At 73.3% G+C, this 15,794-nt stretch carries 15 protein-coding genes; 10 read left to right on the top strand and 5 right to left on the bottom strand.

All coding sequences use genetic code 11. The features are described from left to right. Nucleotides 1–38: 38 nt before the first annotated feature. Nucleotides 39–257 carry a hypothetical protein gene (locus ABEA77_RS24820; RefSeq protein WP_345651748.1) on the top strand — a complete coding sequence of 73 codons (219 nt, stop codon included), beginning with the start codon at nt 39–41 and terminating at the stop codon, nt 255–257. Between the two features lie 94 nt (nt 258–351). On the opposite strand, the gene ABEA77_RS24815 is transcribed toward ABEA77_RS24820, so the two are convergent. Then, entirely contained in the window at nt 352–990 is a 639-nt protein-coding gene (locus tag ABEA77_RS24815) for a GNAT family N-acetyltransferase (protein ID WP_345651732.1), read from the bottom strand. Nucleotides 991–1,095: 105 nt separating this feature from the next. Here ABEA77_RS24815 and ABEA77_RS24810 point away from each other — a divergent pair, with 105 nt between their 5' ends. Continuing rightward, on the top strand, nt 1,096–1,590 hold the full coding sequence (locus ABEA77_RS24810; RefSeq protein ID WP_345651729.1) for a GNAT family N-acetyltransferase: 495 nt from the start codon (nt 1,096–1,098) through the stop codon (nt 1,588–1,590). 68 nt (nt 1,591–1,658) lie between these two features. Continuing rightward, a complete protein-coding gene (locus tag ABEA77_RS24805) occupies nt 1,659–2,537 on the top strand; it encodes a DUF3626 domain-containing protein (protein ID WP_345651727.1) in 879 nt (292 codons plus the stop codon). Between the two features lie 34 nt (nt 2,538–2,571). On the opposite strand, the gene ABEA77_RS24800 is transcribed toward ABEA77_RS24805, so the two are convergent. The 3 genes from ABEA77_RS24800 to ABEA77_RS24790 form a co-directional block, all read right to left on the bottom strand. After that, nucleotides 2,572–3,531: an SCO4651 family lipoprotein gene (locus tag ABEA77_RS24800; RefSeq protein WP_345651724.1), complete on the bottom strand. Its 960-nt coding sequence runs from the start codon at nt 3,529–3,531 to the stop codon at nt 2,572–2,574. Nucleotides 3,532–3,605: 74 nt separating this feature from the next. Further along, nucleotides 3,606–4,343: an SGNH/GDSL hydrolase family protein gene (locus tag ABEA77_RS24795; RefSeq protein ID WP_345651721.1), complete on the bottom strand. Its 738-nt coding sequence runs from the start codon at nt 4,341–4,343 to the stop codon at nt 3,606–3,608. Between the two features lie 226 nt (nt 4,344–4,569). Next, the gene (locus ABEA77_RS24790; protein ID WP_345651718.1) at nt 4,570–5,628 is read right to left on the bottom strand and encodes a LacI family DNA-binding transcriptional regulator; all 1,059 of its coding nucleotides are present in this window, start codon (nt 5,626–5,628) and stop codon (nt 4,570–4,572) included. 421 nt (nt 5,629–6,049) lie between these two features. Here ABEA77_RS24790 and ABEA77_RS24785 point away from each other — a divergent pair, with 421 nt between their 5' ends. From ABEA77_RS24785 to ABEA77_RS24755, 7 genes are all read left to right on the top strand, one after another. Then, a complete protein-coding gene (locus ABEA77_RS24785) occupies nt 6,050–7,324 on the top strand; it encodes an ABC transporter substrate-binding protein (RefSeq protein ID WP_345651715.1) in 1,275 nt (424 codons plus the stop codon). Continuing rightward, entirely contained in the window at nt 7,321–8,238 is a 918-nt protein-coding gene (locus ABEA77_RS24780) for a carbohydrate ABC transporter permease (protein WP_345651712.1), read from the top strand. The genes ABEA77_RS24785 and ABEA77_RS24780 overlap by 4 nt, the downstream gene beginning before the upstream one ends. Before the next feature lie 5 nt (nt 8,239–8,243). Then, on the top strand, nt 8,244–9,056 hold the full coding sequence (locus ABEA77_RS24775; RefSeq protein WP_345651709.1) for a carbohydrate ABC transporter permease: 813 nt from the start codon (nt 8,244–8,246) through the stop codon (nt 9,054–9,056). An 82-nt stretch (nt 9,057–9,138) separates the two neighbouring features. After that, a complete protein-coding gene (locus tag ABEA77_RS24770) occupies nt 9,139–10,602 on the top strand; it encodes a GH32 C-terminal domain-containing protein (protein WP_345651706.1) in 1,464 nt (487 codons plus the stop codon). Further along, nucleotides 10,599–12,638 (top strand): beta-galactosidase trimerization domain-containing protein, encoded by a 2,040-nt coding sequence (locus tag ABEA77_RS24765; protein ID WP_345651703.1) that lies wholly within the window; start codon nt 10,599–10,601, stop codon nt 12,636–12,638. Before ABEA77_RS24770 ends, ABEA77_RS24765 begins: the two co-directional genes overlap by 4 nt. After that, nucleotides 12,635–13,576 carry a PfkB family carbohydrate kinase gene (locus ABEA77_RS24760; protein ID WP_345651700.1) on the top strand — a complete coding sequence of 314 codons (942 nt, stop codon included), beginning with the start codon at nt 12,635–12,637 and terminating at the stop codon, nt 13,574–13,576. Before ABEA77_RS24765 ends, ABEA77_RS24760 begins: the two co-directional genes overlap by 4 nt. Nucleotides 13,577–14,147: 571 nt before the next feature. After that, nucleotides 14,148–14,717: a hypothetical protein gene (locus ABEA77_RS24755; RefSeq protein WP_345651699.1), complete on the top strand. Its 570-nt coding sequence runs from the start codon at nt 14,148–14,150 to the stop codon at nt 14,715–14,717. A 78-nt stretch (nt 14,718–14,795) separates the two neighbouring features. Here ABEA77_RS24755 and ABEA77_RS24750 read toward each other — a convergent pair whose 3' ends face one another. Next, on the bottom strand, nt 14,796–15,731 hold the full coding sequence (locus ABEA77_RS24750; RefSeq protein WP_345651745.1) for an alpha/beta hydrolase: 936 nt from the start codon (nt 15,729–15,731) through the stop codon (nt 14,796–14,798). Nucleotides 15,732–15,794 lie beyond the last annotated feature (63 nt).

The following is a 15,794-nucleotide window of genomic DNA, read 5'->3' as shown; positions in this document are numbered from 1 at the left end:
CCCCCACACGCCGGAGCGGTGGGGGCCTTTCGCGGCGACTGCCGCGCGTGCCGCTGCCCGCGGGCCGCCCCCGCGAGTGGTACGAGACGCACAACCGCAGGCTCAAGGCCATGCACCTGGCGATAGCCCTCCTCGACACCGGCGTGTACCACCCCACCCACGCCGACGACGCACGCATCCGCTCCATCGCGGCCCGCATCGGCATTCACCCCCCGTCCGACACCACCTGCCACCTGGTCCGTACCCTGCTCCGCTGACCCGGCCGGTTCCGCCGCCCGGCGCGCCCCCGCACCCGGCACAGCGGCCGGCGGACGGCGGAACACGGCATGCGGGCCCGCCGCGCCCGCCGGGTCAGGCGCCGGGCGCCCGCCCCTCCCACAGCTCCTCTCCCTCGTGCACCACGTCCGTCCTGACCAGCCCGACCGCGCGGGCCACCGCCGCCGATGCGGCGTGGTCCGCGCGGATGTGCGCGACGAACGTGCCGACGCCCCTGTCGGCCAGCCACCGCGCGAGCCCCCGGGCCGCCTCCTTCGCGACGCCACGCCCCTGGAACGGGGTGCCCACGACCCACGCGAGCTCGGCCACAGGACCGGGCGCGGACCCCGCCGCCCCCGTCCGGCCCGGAGCCGGCGCCGTCACCGTGGCCTGCACGGTGCCGGCCAGGGCCCGCGCGCCGGCCGGCTCCCGTATCTCCACGACCCAGTTGCACCAGGACACCGCCGGGTCCCCCGGGCCCGCCGACATCCGCGCGTACCGCGCCCGCAGCTCCGCGACCGGGGCGGGGGCGCCGCCGATGAACTCGTGCAGCGCGGCATCGCCCAGCACCCGCGCCATCTCCGTGGCGTGCGCCACGCGCAGCGGCAGCAGCGCGAGCCCGGGCGTGCGTATCGGCTCGGCGACGAGCGGCCACGCGCCCCCGGCCGCGGACACGGCGCTCTGCCCCCTCGCCGGGGCCGCGTGCGGCACGGACACCGCGTAGGACTCTTCCATGCCGTCATCGTGCCAGCCCCTGCCGACAGTCCGCCCAGCCTGTGGACAACGCCTGCCCACGCCTGTGGAAAACTCCGCGCGGCCCCGCTGAGGCATACTCTCCGCATGGCACGACCTGGTACGGACGGGGTGGGCGTGGCGATCCGCCGGGCCGTCGCGCGGGACGCGAAGCGGCTGACCGCCCTCGTCGGCTCCTCACGCGCGTACGAGGGGCGGTACGCCTCCGCGGTCGAGGGCTACCGCGTCGGCCCCGACTACATCGAGGCACACCAGGTCCACGTGGCGACCGAGGCGGCCCGGCCCCCCGGCGGCGGCCGGATACTCGGCTTCTACGCCCTGCTGCTCACGCCGCCGGAGCCGGAGCTCGACCTCATGTTCGTCGCGGACCGCGCGCAGGGCCGCGGCATCGGCCGCCTCCTCGCCCGCCACATGCTGCGGACGGCCCGAGCCGCCGGGGCCGAGCGGGTCCGCGTCGTCTCCCACCCCCCGGCCGAGGGCTTCTACACCGCCATGGGCGCCACCCGCACCGGCACCGACCTCGCCCACCCCCCGGCCGTCCCGTGGGACCGCCCCGAACTCACCCTCCCGACCACGCCCTGACCACCCGGCCACCCCCGCCCGGCACACCGGGGTGCGCCACCGCAGGGTCCCCGTACAGACTGCGCGGCATGGACACGTACACGTACGGGCCCGCCGCCGTGCCGCCCGCCGGGACACCGGCGGAGCGCGCGATCCGGCACGTGGCGGAGCGCTCCGCCGGCGGGCCGGCCGATCCCACCTGGCGGGTCACCCTCAACTTCCACCCCGACCGCCGGGGCCGCGACGGCGTGCCGGTGATCGAGGCCCTGGCCAGGGACGGCCGCTATGTCTCGCAGTTCGTCACCGGTACGAGCAACGGCGGCCTGACCGCCCGTCCGGGCGGCGACCGCCACCGCTGGGAGAGCCGCATCTTCGGCGGCGCGTACGACGGCGCCCCGCCGCACGACCGGCCCGTCCACGGTGCGCTCGACCACCGAGGAGCGGTCGCCGGGGCCGCGCCGCGCTTCGGGTCCTCGTATCTCAGGCTCGCCGCGCACACCCTGGCCCGCACCACCTTCTGCTGTCCGGACAGCTCGGCGTGGCCCGAGGACTTCGGCGTCGCGGAGCACTGTGCCCCCCTGGTCGCGAAGGCGCTCGCGGACCGGCTCGACCCGCTGGACGACCATGTCGAGGCGCATGTGCACGGTCCGGTCCTGCTCGCGGAGGACGTGGCGGCGCTGGTGCTCGACGCGTCCTACCGCGGCACTCCCGTGGAGACGGCGGCCCGTGACCTGCCCTGCCCGCTGCTCTGGCACCCGGGCCACCGGCTGCCCGTCGAGGTGCTGCGTGCCCACCCGGACTTCCGCGGCCAGGAGTACGTGGACCTCGGAGTCCGGATCGCGCGGGACGGCGTACTCGACGCGCGCGCCGTGGGGGAGGCGGCGCGCTCCGGCAGGTACGACCCGCAGGCGGTCAAGAAGGTCTGGCACTACGTCGCCCGCTTCGGGGCCCCGCCGCCCCCGGCGTGACCGGGCCCGCCCCGGCGCGGGCGCGGGCCCGCCGTCAGCTGCCGCCGGGGGAGGCCGTGGCGCCCTGCTGGATCTTGCCCGTGACGTCCGCGGTCTGGTCCGCGGGCGGCGCGGTGACGTCCGCCGTGGCACCGAAGTCGCTGAACCGGAGCTTCGAGTCGAGGGCCAGGCGGCCGGCACCGGACGGCGCCGACGTCGAAGGGGACGCGGAGGCGGGCGTCTTCACACTGGCCTTGACCTCCTCCTGCCGGATCCGGCCCCGGCCGTCGAGCCACAGGTCGACGGGGAGGGTGTTCCCGAGCTGCTGCCGCAGCTGCCGCGCCCGGGAGGAGTCGCCGGGCGCCAGCCTGCCCACGTCGACCGCGACCCGGTAGTGGGTGGTCCGCGTGCCGCCCACGCTCTCCGTGCCGACCTTGGTGACGTCCTTGCCGCTCAGGTTCTTCACGTAGGAGAACGGGGCCGCCGGGTCCGTCAGCTGCGCCGAGCTCGCGGACCCTCCGCCGAAGGAACTCGACACCTCGCCCATGTCGATCTTCAGCCAGCTCTTGCCGCCGGGCAGCAGCCGCTTCGACGTCGACGACGGCAGCTTCTCGTACAGCATGCCGTCGAGGGTGCGCTCCTCGATCTGCTGGCTGCCGAGGTGCATGACGACATCGCTTGCGCCGCGCGCCAGGTCGATCACGCCGGAGCCGCGCAGGGCCAGTGAGCCATTCCCGCTCACACCGCCGACCGTCGTGCTCATCGTGAGCCTGGCGCTCTTGGCGTCCACGGTCTTCCGGTACGCGGCCCGCACGGCCGCCGAGCCCTGGCCGCCCGCGTCGGTGCCCCCGCCCCCGCCGGCCGAACCGGACGCGGACCCGGAGGGACCGGGCGAGGACGCCGCGGCAGCGCCGCTCGCGTCCCCACCCGGGCCGCACCCCGCCAGCACACCCACCGCCGCCACACCACTGATCGCCAGCGCCGCCGCACGTCGGCCCTTGCTGTTGTGAACCATGCCATCTCCCGTCCCACGCTTGCCTGTTGGCCGAAACCGGCCAGGTCCCGCTCCGGGACCCCGACAGGGCCCGGCTACCCGCGCGCGCGACCCGCATACGCCGTGAGGCTGCCCGGCACGGACCGCAGGGCCGCATACCAGACGGCCGCCATCTTCCCGTACCCCTCCCGCGTCGGATGGGTGCCGTCGGCGAGGTCGGCCGTCGTCAACGCCTCGTACATCCGCACCAGATGGACGCGCGGGCCCTTGGCCGCCACCACCCGCGGCACCTCGGCGTTGTACGCCACGACCCGGGTCTGCCGCGCACGGTCGGCCTCGGGCGGGACGGTCGCCACGAAGAGGTCGCACCGCGGCGCCACCCCCGTGATGCGGTCGATCAGCCCGGACAGCCGGTCCGGCGCGCCCGCGACGTCCAGGTTCTGGTTCACATCGTTGGTGCCGATCAGCAGCAGGACCGTCCGCGGCTCGCTCTGCCGCAGCCACGTGCCGACGTGCGCGTCCAACTGGTCGATGCGCCACCCCGAGTGGCCCTCGTGGTCGTGGTCGCCCAGCTCCGCGGGCCCGTTGGACTGCGACCCGACGAAGTCGACGGTGCGCCCGCCGGCCGTGAGCAGTCGCCACAACTCGACCCGGTAGCCGCCCGGGTAGGGCGTGAAGCCGTCCGTCAGGGAGTCGCCGAGCGGCATGACACGCACACCCCCGCCGGACTCGCCGCCCACCGCGGCACCCGCCACGGCACGGCCCGACACCACCTCGGCCGCGGCGACCACACCGCCGAGCACGGCCGCGCGTCTGGAAAGCACTGCATCCATCGAACACATCCTCGGGTGCGGGGGAGCGAAGCCCCCGGGCGGCCGGCGCCGACGACGAGCCGGCCGCCCGGGGGAAGGACCTGTCTGCCACGGCGTCTTCCCGCGTCACGCACCACCGGGTGCGCGGCGTGCGGTCCACCGACTCGCCCTGCGTCCTTACCCGGGCGGTCACGGTTCCGCCCCGGCCGACCGGAGGAATTCCCCCGCACGGGGCCGGGGCGGCGGGTCAGCCCTCCGCCGGGGCCCGCTCGCCCGAGCCGCGCGGGATCAGGCGGGTCCGCAGGCGTACGACCTGGTCCGCGCTCGTGTCGCCCGCTATGCGCCGGAAGAGGATCTCGGCAGCCGTACGGCCCATCCCCACCGGGTCCTGGGCGACCACGGTGACGGCCGGGTGCAGGAGTTCGGCGAGCGGGAAGTCGTCGAAGGCCACCAGAGCGGGCGGGGGCCCCGCGTCCCGCAGCGCCCGCAGAACGGCGTAGGTGCACAGTGCGTTGCCGGTGAACAGCGCCGTCGCCGGTTCCGGCGCCGAGAGCATCGACTCCACCGTGGCGCGTACCGCCCCGCTCTCCGGTACCTGACGGGAGATCAGCCGGTCGTCCTCGGGCACGCCCGCGTCGCGCAGCGCGGCGCGGTAGCCCTCCACGCGCTCGTCCTGGGTGTAGAGGTGCGGCGCGTCGCCGACGAAGCCGATCCTGCGGTGCCCCTGCTCCAGGAGGTGGCGCACGCCGCGCCGCGCACCCTCCACGTTGTCCACGAGCACGGTGTCGGCCTCGGCGCCGACGGCGGGCCGGTCCGCGAACACCACCGGTGTACCCGCGGCGATGTCGGCGCCCAGATACGCCTGGCTCCCGGCGACCGGCGTGACGATCAAGCCGTCCACCTGGCGGGCGAGGAGCGCCTGCACGCTGGTGCGCTCGCGCTCCCTGTCGTGCAGCGAGGAGGCGACGAGCAGCATGCACTCGTGCCGGATGGCGACCTCCTCGACGGCGCGGGTGAGGGCGGACTGGAAGGGCTCGGAGACGTCGTCGCAGACCAGGCCGATGGTCGCGGCGCGCCCCTGGCGCAGGGTGCGCGCGCTGCTGTTGGGCCGGTAGCCGAGCTCGGCGATGACCCTGCGCACCCGCTCGGTGGTGGCCGCGCCGACGCCCGCCTCGCCGTTGACCACCCGGGAGACCGTCTTGGCCGCGACGCCCGCGGCCTCGGCGACGTCGCGGAGCGTCGGCCGCCTGCGCGGGGTGGCCGCGCCCTCCTGACCGGGCCGCGCGGGGGGCGGCGATTGCGCCACGGCTCTGTTTCCTCCTCGTGCTGCTGCCGCCGGGGCCGTGGCTCCGGCGCGATCGCCGGCGTCGCCCGCCGGACGCCCGTCAGCCTAGCAAGACGGCTCTGACAACGATGGACAAGAACCGGTCCGCTACACCCTGAGGGGACTCTCTCCGCCAGCCACCCGGGCTGTGCCCGTCCAACGACAAAAAGCCATCACCCCGTACGTAATGCCGTCCTTCGTGTTTCCGGTGGATGACGAACGGGGGATTGACAGCGCCCCATCGCCGGAGGAAGGTAACGTCAACGTTGACGTAGCGGTCTCGGGGCCGCGTGCGTCGTGAGAGCACGGCACCAGGCTGAGGCCGACCCCACGGGTCGTACCGGGAGCCGGCTGCCGCGGGCGCGGAGGACGGCCGCGCCCCACTCAGAGAGGACCGCCAACCGTGCGACGTCGTGCGTTCATCGGAGGGCTGGGAGCTGCAGCCGCGGGCGCCGCGCTCGGCGCCTGCTCCGGCCCGGACTCCGCGAGCCGCGGGGGCGATGCCGACTTCTTCATCGACGCCCCCACCTGGGGCACCGGGCTGCGCAGGGCGGGCGAACGGCTGCGCGCGGTCACCGGCACCGGTCTCGCGCCGCAGTCCATCCCCACCACCTCCTCCTACGAGCAGGTCATCAAGTCCCAGCTCCAGACCCGCAACCCGCCCGACCTGATCAAGTGGGGGAGCGGCTACCGCATGCAGGACCTGGCGAGGACCGGCACCCTCGCCCCGCTCGACGCCCAGTGGGCCAGGGCGGAGAAGCGCGGCTGGCTCGACCCCGCGCTGCGCTCCCGCTTCACCTACCGGGGCCGCGTCTACGGCCTGCCGCTGCAGAACGGCTACTACGTGATGCTCTACAACAAGAAGCTGTTCGCCCGCCTCGGCCTGTCGGAACCCACCACCTGGGACGCCTTCACCCACGTCCTCGAAACACTCAAACGGCACGGCACCACGCCGATCGGCACCACCCAGGTCAACGCCTGGCCGGCCGCCATCTGGTTCGGCGAGCTGGCCAGCAAGACCGACCCCGACTGGTACCGCCGGGTCACAATGGGCCGGGCCTCGTACACCGACGCGGCCCCCCGCAGGATGATGCGGATGTGGCAGTCCATGATCCGCGCGGGCTACCACACGAGCCCCGACCGCAGCTTCGACGACTTCCCCGCCCTGCTCAAGGAGGGCGGCATCGCGATGTACGCGGCAGCGGTCTCCTGGACCACCCAGTCCCTTGAGGCCGCGGGCATGAGACCCACCACCGACTTCGGGGCGTTCCTGCTGCCCACCGTCTCAGCCGGGACCGAGCGGACCGTCATCTCCGAGGCCGCGGGCATCACCGCGGCGGCCCGCGCTTCCGGGCGGCGGCAGAGCCTGGAACTGCTCGACCACTGGCTCGACCCCGACGTCCAGCGGCCCTGGTCGTCCTTCCTGTGGGGCAGCTCGGCCAACCCGACGCTGCCGTGGCAGGAGCCGGCGAGCCGGCGCATCCAGCGCGAGGTCGCGGGCGGCCGGCTCCGGGTGCTCAACCGCTACTGGGAGGCGTCCCCGCCCGCGCTCGTCGAGGGCAACGTCCAGGACCTCGGCGGCTTCATGGCCGATCCCTCCGACCCGGACGGTGTCCTGGAAAGCATGCAGAGCCGCGCCCGCACCGAGTGGGAGTACTGGAAGAAGGAGACGTCGTGAGCACCGGCACCCCCGCGCACCAGGCGCCGCCCACGGCCGCGCACCGGCCGCCGCGCCGCCGCGACCGCGCCCTGCCGGCCCGCACCGGCTTCCTGCTCCCCGCCGTCGTCCTCGTCACGGTCCTCAGCACCGTGCCGTTCGTCCTCACCCTCTGGCGCAGCTTCCACGACGACCGGTTCGTCCACCCCGGCTGGGCTGGCGTCGACACCTACATCCAGATGCTGTCGGACCCCGTCGTCCTGCGCTCGCTCCTCAACACACTGTTCTGGCTCGTCGGCACCGTCGTACTGCCCGTGGGCCTCGGCCTCCTCGTCGCCGTGATGACCGAGCGGCTCTCCTGGGGCCGCTGGGCACGCACCGCGGTCGTCCTGCCGTACGCCCTGTCCGGCTCCGCCGTCGCCGTGGTGTGGAACTTCCTGCTCCAGGACAACGGCGCGCTCAACAGCGCCCTGCACGCCCTCGGCCTCGGGGCGTTCGCCCACGGATGGCTGCTGACCTGGCCGGGCAACACCGTCGTGCTGATCGTCGCCAACGCCTGGCAGGCCACAGGCGTCGCCGTCATCCTCTACCTCGTCGGACTCCAGGGCATCCCGCCGGAGACCGTCGAGGCCGCGGCGCTCGACGGCGCGATCGGCTGGACGCGGTTCCGGCACATCGTCCTGCCCCAACTGCGCGGCACCACAGTCGTCGTGGTCGGCATCAGCCTCGCCGGCGGACTCAAGGCGTTCGACCTGATCTGGGTGCTCACCGGGGGCGGGCCGGGCCGCAGCACCGAGACGCTCGCCGTGAGCATGTACTGGGAGAGCTTCGTCCTCCAGCGGCCCGGCTCGGGCGCGGCCCTTGCCGTCGTCCTCACCCTCGTCGTGGTGGCCACCTCGGTCGCCTACCTGCGACGCCAGCTCCGCTCCGCATAGGACCCATGATGACCAGGTACATCCGTCCCGTCACCGTCGTCGTCCTGTCCCTGCTGTGGCTGGTGCCGACCTACCTGCTGGTGGTCAACGGCATCGTGTCGAGCAAGGACTACTCGGGCACCGTCCACTGGCTCCCCACCAGTTTCGGCTTCTTCGACAACGTCCGCCAGGCGTGGCAGGCCGCCGATCTGGGGCCCGCGATGCTCAACAGCGCCCTGTACGCGACCGTCAGCGGCGCGCTCGCCGTGTTCGTCGCCGCCATGGCGGCCTTCGCCGCGACCGTACTGCCCGGCCGCGGCAAGGTGCTGTGGTTCTGGGCCGTCTACGTCGGTTCGCTCTTTCCCGTGCAGGCGTTCCTGCGGCCGCTGTTCAACGGCTTCGCGTCGACCGGCCTCTACGACACCCGCCTCGGCCTCTTCGTCATCTACGCGGCCACCTGCGTGCCGTTCTCGTTCTTCATCCTGCGCAACACGATGCGCTCGCTGCCACCCGAGGTCGCCGAGGCCGCCCGGATGGACGGGGCGTCCTGGACGCGGATGTTCTTCTCCATCCACCTGCCGCTCGTCGTGCCCTCGCTCGTCGCCGCCTTCATCTTCCAGTTCGTGTGGGTGTGGAACGAGCTGCTTTTCGGCATCACGCTGAGCTTCAGCGGCGGCGTGCGGCCGGTGATGGCCGCGCTCGCCGGGCTCCAGGGCAGCTACTCCACCGTCGGCCCGCCGGTGGTGCTTGCCGGGGCGCTGCTGGTCTCCGTGCCCACCGTCGCCGTCTTCCTCGCCTTCCAGCGCATGTTCGTCAGCAGCCTCAAGACCAACGTCTGAGATCTGAGCAGTCCGGCCCGTCAGGTCCGGCCCGTCCGGCCCCCACCGGGGCACCGCACCGCCGAAGAAAGCACCGCACACCGTGACCGAAGCACCCGCCCCCTTCCACCGCCCGGCCGACGGCTGGTTCGGCGACGTCATGCCGATCCTCGTCGACGGCGTCTACCACGTCTTCTACTGCCACCTCGACCGCGACGACACCGGGGCCCCCGGTGTGTGCAAGCCCCTGACCTGGGCGCACCTGACCACTCGCGACTTCGTGCACTTCGAGGAGCACCCACGGGCCCTCGACCACGGCGGCCCCGACGACGTCGACCTGCTGGCCGGCGCGGGCTCGGTCACAGGGCCCGTCGACGGCACGTACTACGCCTACTACGTCGGCATCAACCCCCGCAGGACGGAGCGGGGCGAGCCCGAACAGGTCGTGCTCCGCGCCACCAGCCAGGACCTGGCGAACTGGACAAAGGACGAGGACTTCGTCTTCGAGGCCGATCCGCGCTGGTACGAACGCGACGCCTGGCGCGACCCGTTCCTCTACCGGCACGGCGACCGCTGGCGGATGCTGCTGTGCGCGCGGAGCACCGAGGGCCCCGCGGAGCGACGCGGCGCCATCGGCCTCGCCGAGTCCGACGACCTGCTCACCTGGCGTGCGCTGCCGCCGCTGTACACGCCCGGCACCACCTACGCCCCCGAGTGCCCCGAGATCTTCACCCTCGCGGGGCGCGAGTACCTCGTCTACTCCACGTACAGCGACCGCTTCGCCACCCGCTACCGCTACCGCGAGCCGGGACAGGAGGCATGGCGGCGCCCGGACTGGGACGCGCTGGACACCAACGATGTGTACGCGATGAACACCGTCGCCGACGAGACCGGTGAACGGCGCCACCTCATCGGCTGGCTCGCCACCCGCGCGGGCGACACCGACGCGGGGCACCGCCAGTGGGGTGGCGACCTCGTCGCCCACGAGCTGGTCCCGCGGCCGGACGGCACCCTCGGCGTCGCACCCCCCGAGGCGAGCCTCGCCCGCTTCTCCCGGTCGGCGGCGCGCGCCGAACCCCGTGCGGGCTCCTGGACCGTCACCGGCGACGCCGCCGCGTACGAAGGCGACGGCTTCGGCTGGTGCTCGCTGGGTGCCTGCGGCCACACCGCGCTGCTGGAGGCCGACGTCCATCTCGACGCCGACTGCGAGGAGTTCGGCATCGCGCTGCGCGCACGCGACGACTTCTCCGCCGCCTACCTGCTGCGCTTCGAGCCCCGGCACGGCCGGGTGGTGTTCGACCGCAGGCCCCACACGTTCGACGGCCCCTTCGACCACGACAAGGACCGCTCGTACGTCTCCGCGCCCGACCACGAGATCGAGCGCCCGCTGCCGCGCACCGACGGCACCGTCCGCGTACGGATCACACTGGAAGGCTCCGTCGTGTCCGTCTACGTCGACGACATCGCCCTCACCACCCGCGGATACGACCTCACCGGCGGCGAGTTCGGGCTCTACGCGGCGCAGGGCACCGCGCGCTTCTCCTCCCTCGCGGTGGGCGCGCTGTGACCCGCCGCCCCGCGCCGACGCGCCAGATCCACCTCGACTTCCACACCAGCGAGCACCTGCCCGACGTGGCGGGCCGGTTCGACGCCGAGGTCTTCGCCGACACCCTCGCACGGGCCCATGTGGACTCGGTGATCTGCTTCGCCCGCTGCCACCACGGCTGGGTCTACTACCGCTCGGCCGACCTCGCCGACCGCGTCCACCCCCAGCTCCGCGCAGACCTGCTGGAGGAGCAGATACGCGCCTGCCGGGACGTCGGCATCCGCGTCCCCGTCTACACCACCGTGCAGTGGGACGACCTCACCTGCACGGCACACCCCGAGTGGCGGATCCAGCACGCGGACGGGAGCCTTGAGGGCACACCGCCCTTCGAGGCGGGCTTCTACCGCAAGCTCTGCCTCAACTCGCCCTTCAGGCAGTTCATGAAGGACCACGTCAGGGAGATCCTCACCACGGTCGGCGGCGACGGCCTCTACCTGGACTTCATCCGCCCCGACGTGTGCGTCTGCATGCACTGCCGCCGCCTCATGGAGGAGAACGGACTCGACCCCGAACGCCCCGCAGACCGCGAGGAGTTCGGCGTCTCCACCGTCAACGCCTTCGAGGCGGAGATGTCGGCGTACGCGCGCTCCCTCGTCCCCGGCTGCCCCGTCACGTACAACGGCGGGCACATCGGCATGCGGCACCGCGAAATCGCCGGCGCGTACACGCACTTCGAACTGGAGACGCTGCCGAGCGGGGGCTGGGGCTACCAGTACTTCCCGGTCACCGCGCGCTACGCCCGCACCCTCGGCCCCGCCGTCGTGGGCACCACCGGCAAGTTCCACAGCACGTGGGGCGACTTCCACTCCCTCAAGAACAAGGCGGCCCTGGAGTACGAGTGCTACCGGATGCTCGCCATGGCGGCGGGCTGCTCGATCGGCGACCAGCTGCACCCGAGCGGCGTCCTCGACCCGGACGCCTACCGGCTGATCGGCGACGTCTACGCGGAGGTCGAGCGCAAGGAGCCATGGTGCCGCGGCGCGGTCCCGGTCACGGAGATCGCCGTGCTGCACCCGGAAGAGGTGCTCGGCGGCGGGGTGATGCAGCTGCCGCCGGCCGTCCAGGGCGTGACGCGCATGCTGGAGGAGGGGGGCCACCAGTTCGATCTCGTCGACTCCCACGCGGACTTCGGCCGCTACCGGATGCTGGTGCTCCCCGACCACATCCGCACAGGGCCGCGCGTCGCGGAGAAGATCGAGCGGTTCCTGGCCGCGGGCGGCGCGCTCGTCGCCACCTTCGAGTCCGGGATGACACCGGACGGCTCCGCCTTCGCCCTGCCCAGCCTCGGGGTCACCGCACGCGGGCCGGGGGAGACGGACGCCGAGGGCCGTCCGGTGCGCGGCCGGGCCTTCCCGCGCAACGACCACACCGACTACGTGCGTCCGGGCGAGGTGCTCGCGGGCCGGGTGCCGCGCACCGAACACACCACGTACGCCAGGGGCGTCGACATCTCGGCCGACGACGGCACCGACGTACTCGCCGACACCGTCGCCCCCTACTTCGACCGCCACTGGCGCCACTACACCTCGCACCTCCAGGCCCCCTCGTCCGGCCGGGTGCGCGGCCCCGCGGCCACCCGCAGGGGCAACGCCGTCTACTTCGCGCACCCCCTGTTCACCCAGTACGAGCGCAACGCCCCGCTGTGGATGAAGCACCTCTTCCTCGACGCGGTCGACCTCCTGCTCCCCGAGCCGCTGCTGCGCCACGACGGCCCGTCCACCCTGCGGGCCACGGTGAACGCGCAGCCCGAAGAGGGCCGACAGGTCGTCCACCTGCTGCACTATGTCCCCGAGCGCCGGGGCAGCGCCTTCGACACCGTCGAGGACGTCATCCCGCTGCACGGCCTCACCGTGTCGCTGCGCACCCGGGGTGCCGTGCGGGCCGTCATCTCCGTACCCGACGGCACGCCCCTGCCGTACGCCACCGCGGACGGCCGCACCCGCATCTTTGTCGACCGCATCGACGGGCACCGCATGATCTGCGTGGAGACCTCGTGACCGGCTCGCCACCGCGCCCCCAGCGCGCGCCCGCCGTCCTCGGGATCGGCGAGGTGCTCTGGGACCTGCTGCCCTCGGGCCGCAGGCTCGGCGGCGCTCCCTTCAACGTCACCGCGCAACTGGCCCGTATGGGCTTCACCGCCGGGTACCTGACCGCGGTCGGCGACGACGAACCCGGCCTTGCCGCGTGCGAGCGCATGCGCGAACTGGGCGTCGGCACCGCCCTGGTGCGCACGGTCGCCCTCCCCACGGGCCGTGCGGAGGTGACGCTCGACGCGGCGGGCGAACCGCGGTTCGACGTCCTCAGTCCCGCGGCCCACGACCGGCTCGCGGCCGGCGACGTGGCCGCGGCCGTCCTGGCCGCGGGCGCGGCGGATGTCCTCGTCTACGGCACCCTCGCGAGCCAGGAGCCGGCCACCTGCGAGCTCGTCGGCCGCCTGGCCGCCGCGGCGCCGCAGCACGCCCTGCGCGTCTACGACGTGAACCTGCGCGAGGGCCGCTGGGCCCCGGGCCTTGTGCACCGGCTCGCCGCCCATGCCAACGTGCTGAAACTGAGCGAGAGCGAGCTCATCGCGCTCCTCGGGCTGCCCGACGGGCGGGAGCGGCCCCTGGACGACGCCGCGGTCGAGTCCGGCCTGCGGACGCTCGCCGACCGCTACGGGCTCAGGGCCGCCGCCTGCTCGATGGGCGGCCGCGGCGGCGCGCTCCTCCTCGACGGTGCCTTCGCGCGCGCGGCGTCCGCCCCCGTCGCCGTCGCCGACACGGTGGGGGCGGGCGACGCCTTCACCGCCGCTCTCGCCGAGGGGCTGCACCGCACGCTGCCCGCCGCCCGCGCCCTCCGCCGGGCCAACGCCCTCGGCGGCCTCACGGCCTCGCGGACGGGCGCGCTCCCCGACTGGACCAGGGCGGAGTGGGAGGCCCTTACGGACAGCACCTGACACCGGGCGCCCGGGACCATAGCGGCGGGGCGGCGGTGGCACCTGGGCGCACGTGCGCAGACGTCATACATCGGTGCCACGAGTTCGCGGACCACCGGATCCCCGACGCCCCCGCGAACGCGTGCGTCGGCGCGGACCGGGTCACGCCGCCCACGTGTCCTCGGCACGACCAGCCTGCGGTCCGGGGCACCGGCCCCGGACCGCCGACCGGACATGTGACGGTCCGGGTCACCCGCTGCACGTCTCCAGCGGCATGGCCGGAGCGCCGTCCCCAGGATCCACGGCGTACACCGGACGCTCCTGGACGCCGAGTACGCGCATCAAGTGCGCCGTCGGAGCCCGATACCGCCCGCCGGCCCGCAACACGGGGCAAGGGAAGGCGCCTTCCCGGACCAGCCGGTAGGCGGTCCCCGGGGTGGATGCCGAACCCGCGAGCAGCGGCGAGCGGGCTTGGTGTGTCAGGCGCCGGGACGTTCGGGGATTCTGCCGGCTGTTGCCGCCCCGGCCGGCCGGTACGGCCCGGAAGATCTGCCAGCGTCTTCGTGCCGAGCGTGCGGACGTGGAGTCGGAGATGATGCTGGCGCTCCTCGAAGAGATCCCGAGCGTCGACCTCCCCGGAGAGCTCGCCGCCCCGTCGCTGATCAGGGCCGCCCGCAGCGCCGGTTGGCGGTACGCGCGGGCCCGACGACGCGAAAGGCCGGCCGACTGGCTGGAGAATGTGGCCGACAGCGCCGGGGACGGCTTCGAGGACACCGTCGCAGAGGAGGCGGAACATTGGCTCGGCGTGGTCGTACCCCGCCCCGCAGGGCCGGACGGCCTGCGAGCGGTGCCGCGGGTCTTCGCCCCCGCCGGGCAGGTGGAGGCCGTGGTGCTCACCGGGCTTGCGGGTGACTACGGCCTGCGTGAGGTGGTAGGACGCGCCAGGCGGCAGGTGTCTTCCGACTCTGTGCGCCACCACGGGCTCGTCGAACGGCTCGATTCCAGCGGGCGGCCCCGCTCGGTGTCCACGCTGCCCGGTCCTCATCGGCCCCGGAAGGGTTCGGACTGCGCCGATGCGGGTGCAGGGGGGCGGCAAGACGACCGGGGCGAACTGACGGCAGACATCTTCGTGGCAACTACCAGGCGGCGTAGGCGTCGTTGAACGACTGGCGCGGCAGGGGGTGATGAGTGACGGAGAGCGCTAGTGCTGTGACCGCATAGGTTCGCCGGGATGGATGCCTTACAGGTGGTTGACGTAGAAGGTGGTGAGCCTTTCGACGGCGGCGTCGACGTATTCGGGCTCGTCGTACATCTCGTAGTGGCCGGCGCCGTCGATCATCATGAGGTTGACCGGGTTGGGGGCCAGTTTCCACAGCTGCATGCCGGTGTCGTAGGAGCCGGTGTTGCCGATGCGTCCGGCGAGGATGACCTGCAGTGGCTGGGTCATGAGCTGGTCGATGAGGTGGAACGCGTCGTAGCCCAGCAGGAGGGATTCGCTGCGCGAGAGGCGGCGGTTGGTGGAGTGCTTGTTGCCGCCGCGCTCGGTGCGGTAGTAGGTGATGGCCTGGGTGGTGTCGATGTCGGTCAGGCCCGCTGTCGTGGCATCCTCCAGGGTGTCGGGCAGCCAGTTCACCCGGGTCATCTCGCCGGACCGGGTTTCTTCGATGCGCGCGTCGGCGAGGGCGTCGAGTGCGGCGGCCGGGCCGTCGGGCTGGAAGCTGCGGAACGAGGTGCCCATGTTGACGGGGACGACGGTTCCAACGGCCTTGATGCGGTGATCGGTGCGGGCGGTGTGCACGGCGTAGCCGCCGCCGGCGCAGATGCCGAGGACGCCGATGCGCTGCGGGTCGATGCCGGGGGTCGTGGTGAGCGCGTCGATGGCGTAGGAGATGTCCTCGCCGCGGCGGTAGGGGTCTTCGAGGTCGCGGGGCTCGCCTGCGCTCTGCCCTTGGTGAGCGGGGTCGAAGACGAGCGCCGCGATGCCGCGGGCGGCGAGGCGGGACGCGTAGGTCGCGCCGATCTGCTCCTTCACGCTGCTGCCGGGTGTGGAGAGCACCACGGCGCGCAGCGGCGCGGTGCTGTCGGCGTTGTCGGGCAGGTGGAGGTCGGCGGCGAGTTCGATCGGTCCGCGCGGGATCGTGATGTGCCGAAGCATGGGTGGCACCCTTCGAGAGATTGTTGTTCCATAGATGCCCAGTACGAAACGCTTACTGATACGGTTTGAGACTAGTACAGAACT

The sequence above is a fragment of the Streptomyces tremellae genome (genome assembly GCF_039540215.1).
Classification (GTDB): domain Bacteria; phylum Actinomycetota; class Actinomycetes; order Streptomycetales; family Streptomycetaceae; genus Streptomyces; species Streptomyces tremellae.
Note: the sequence above shows the minus strand (reverse complement) of the source record. Positions and strands in the feature narration are given on the sequence as shown.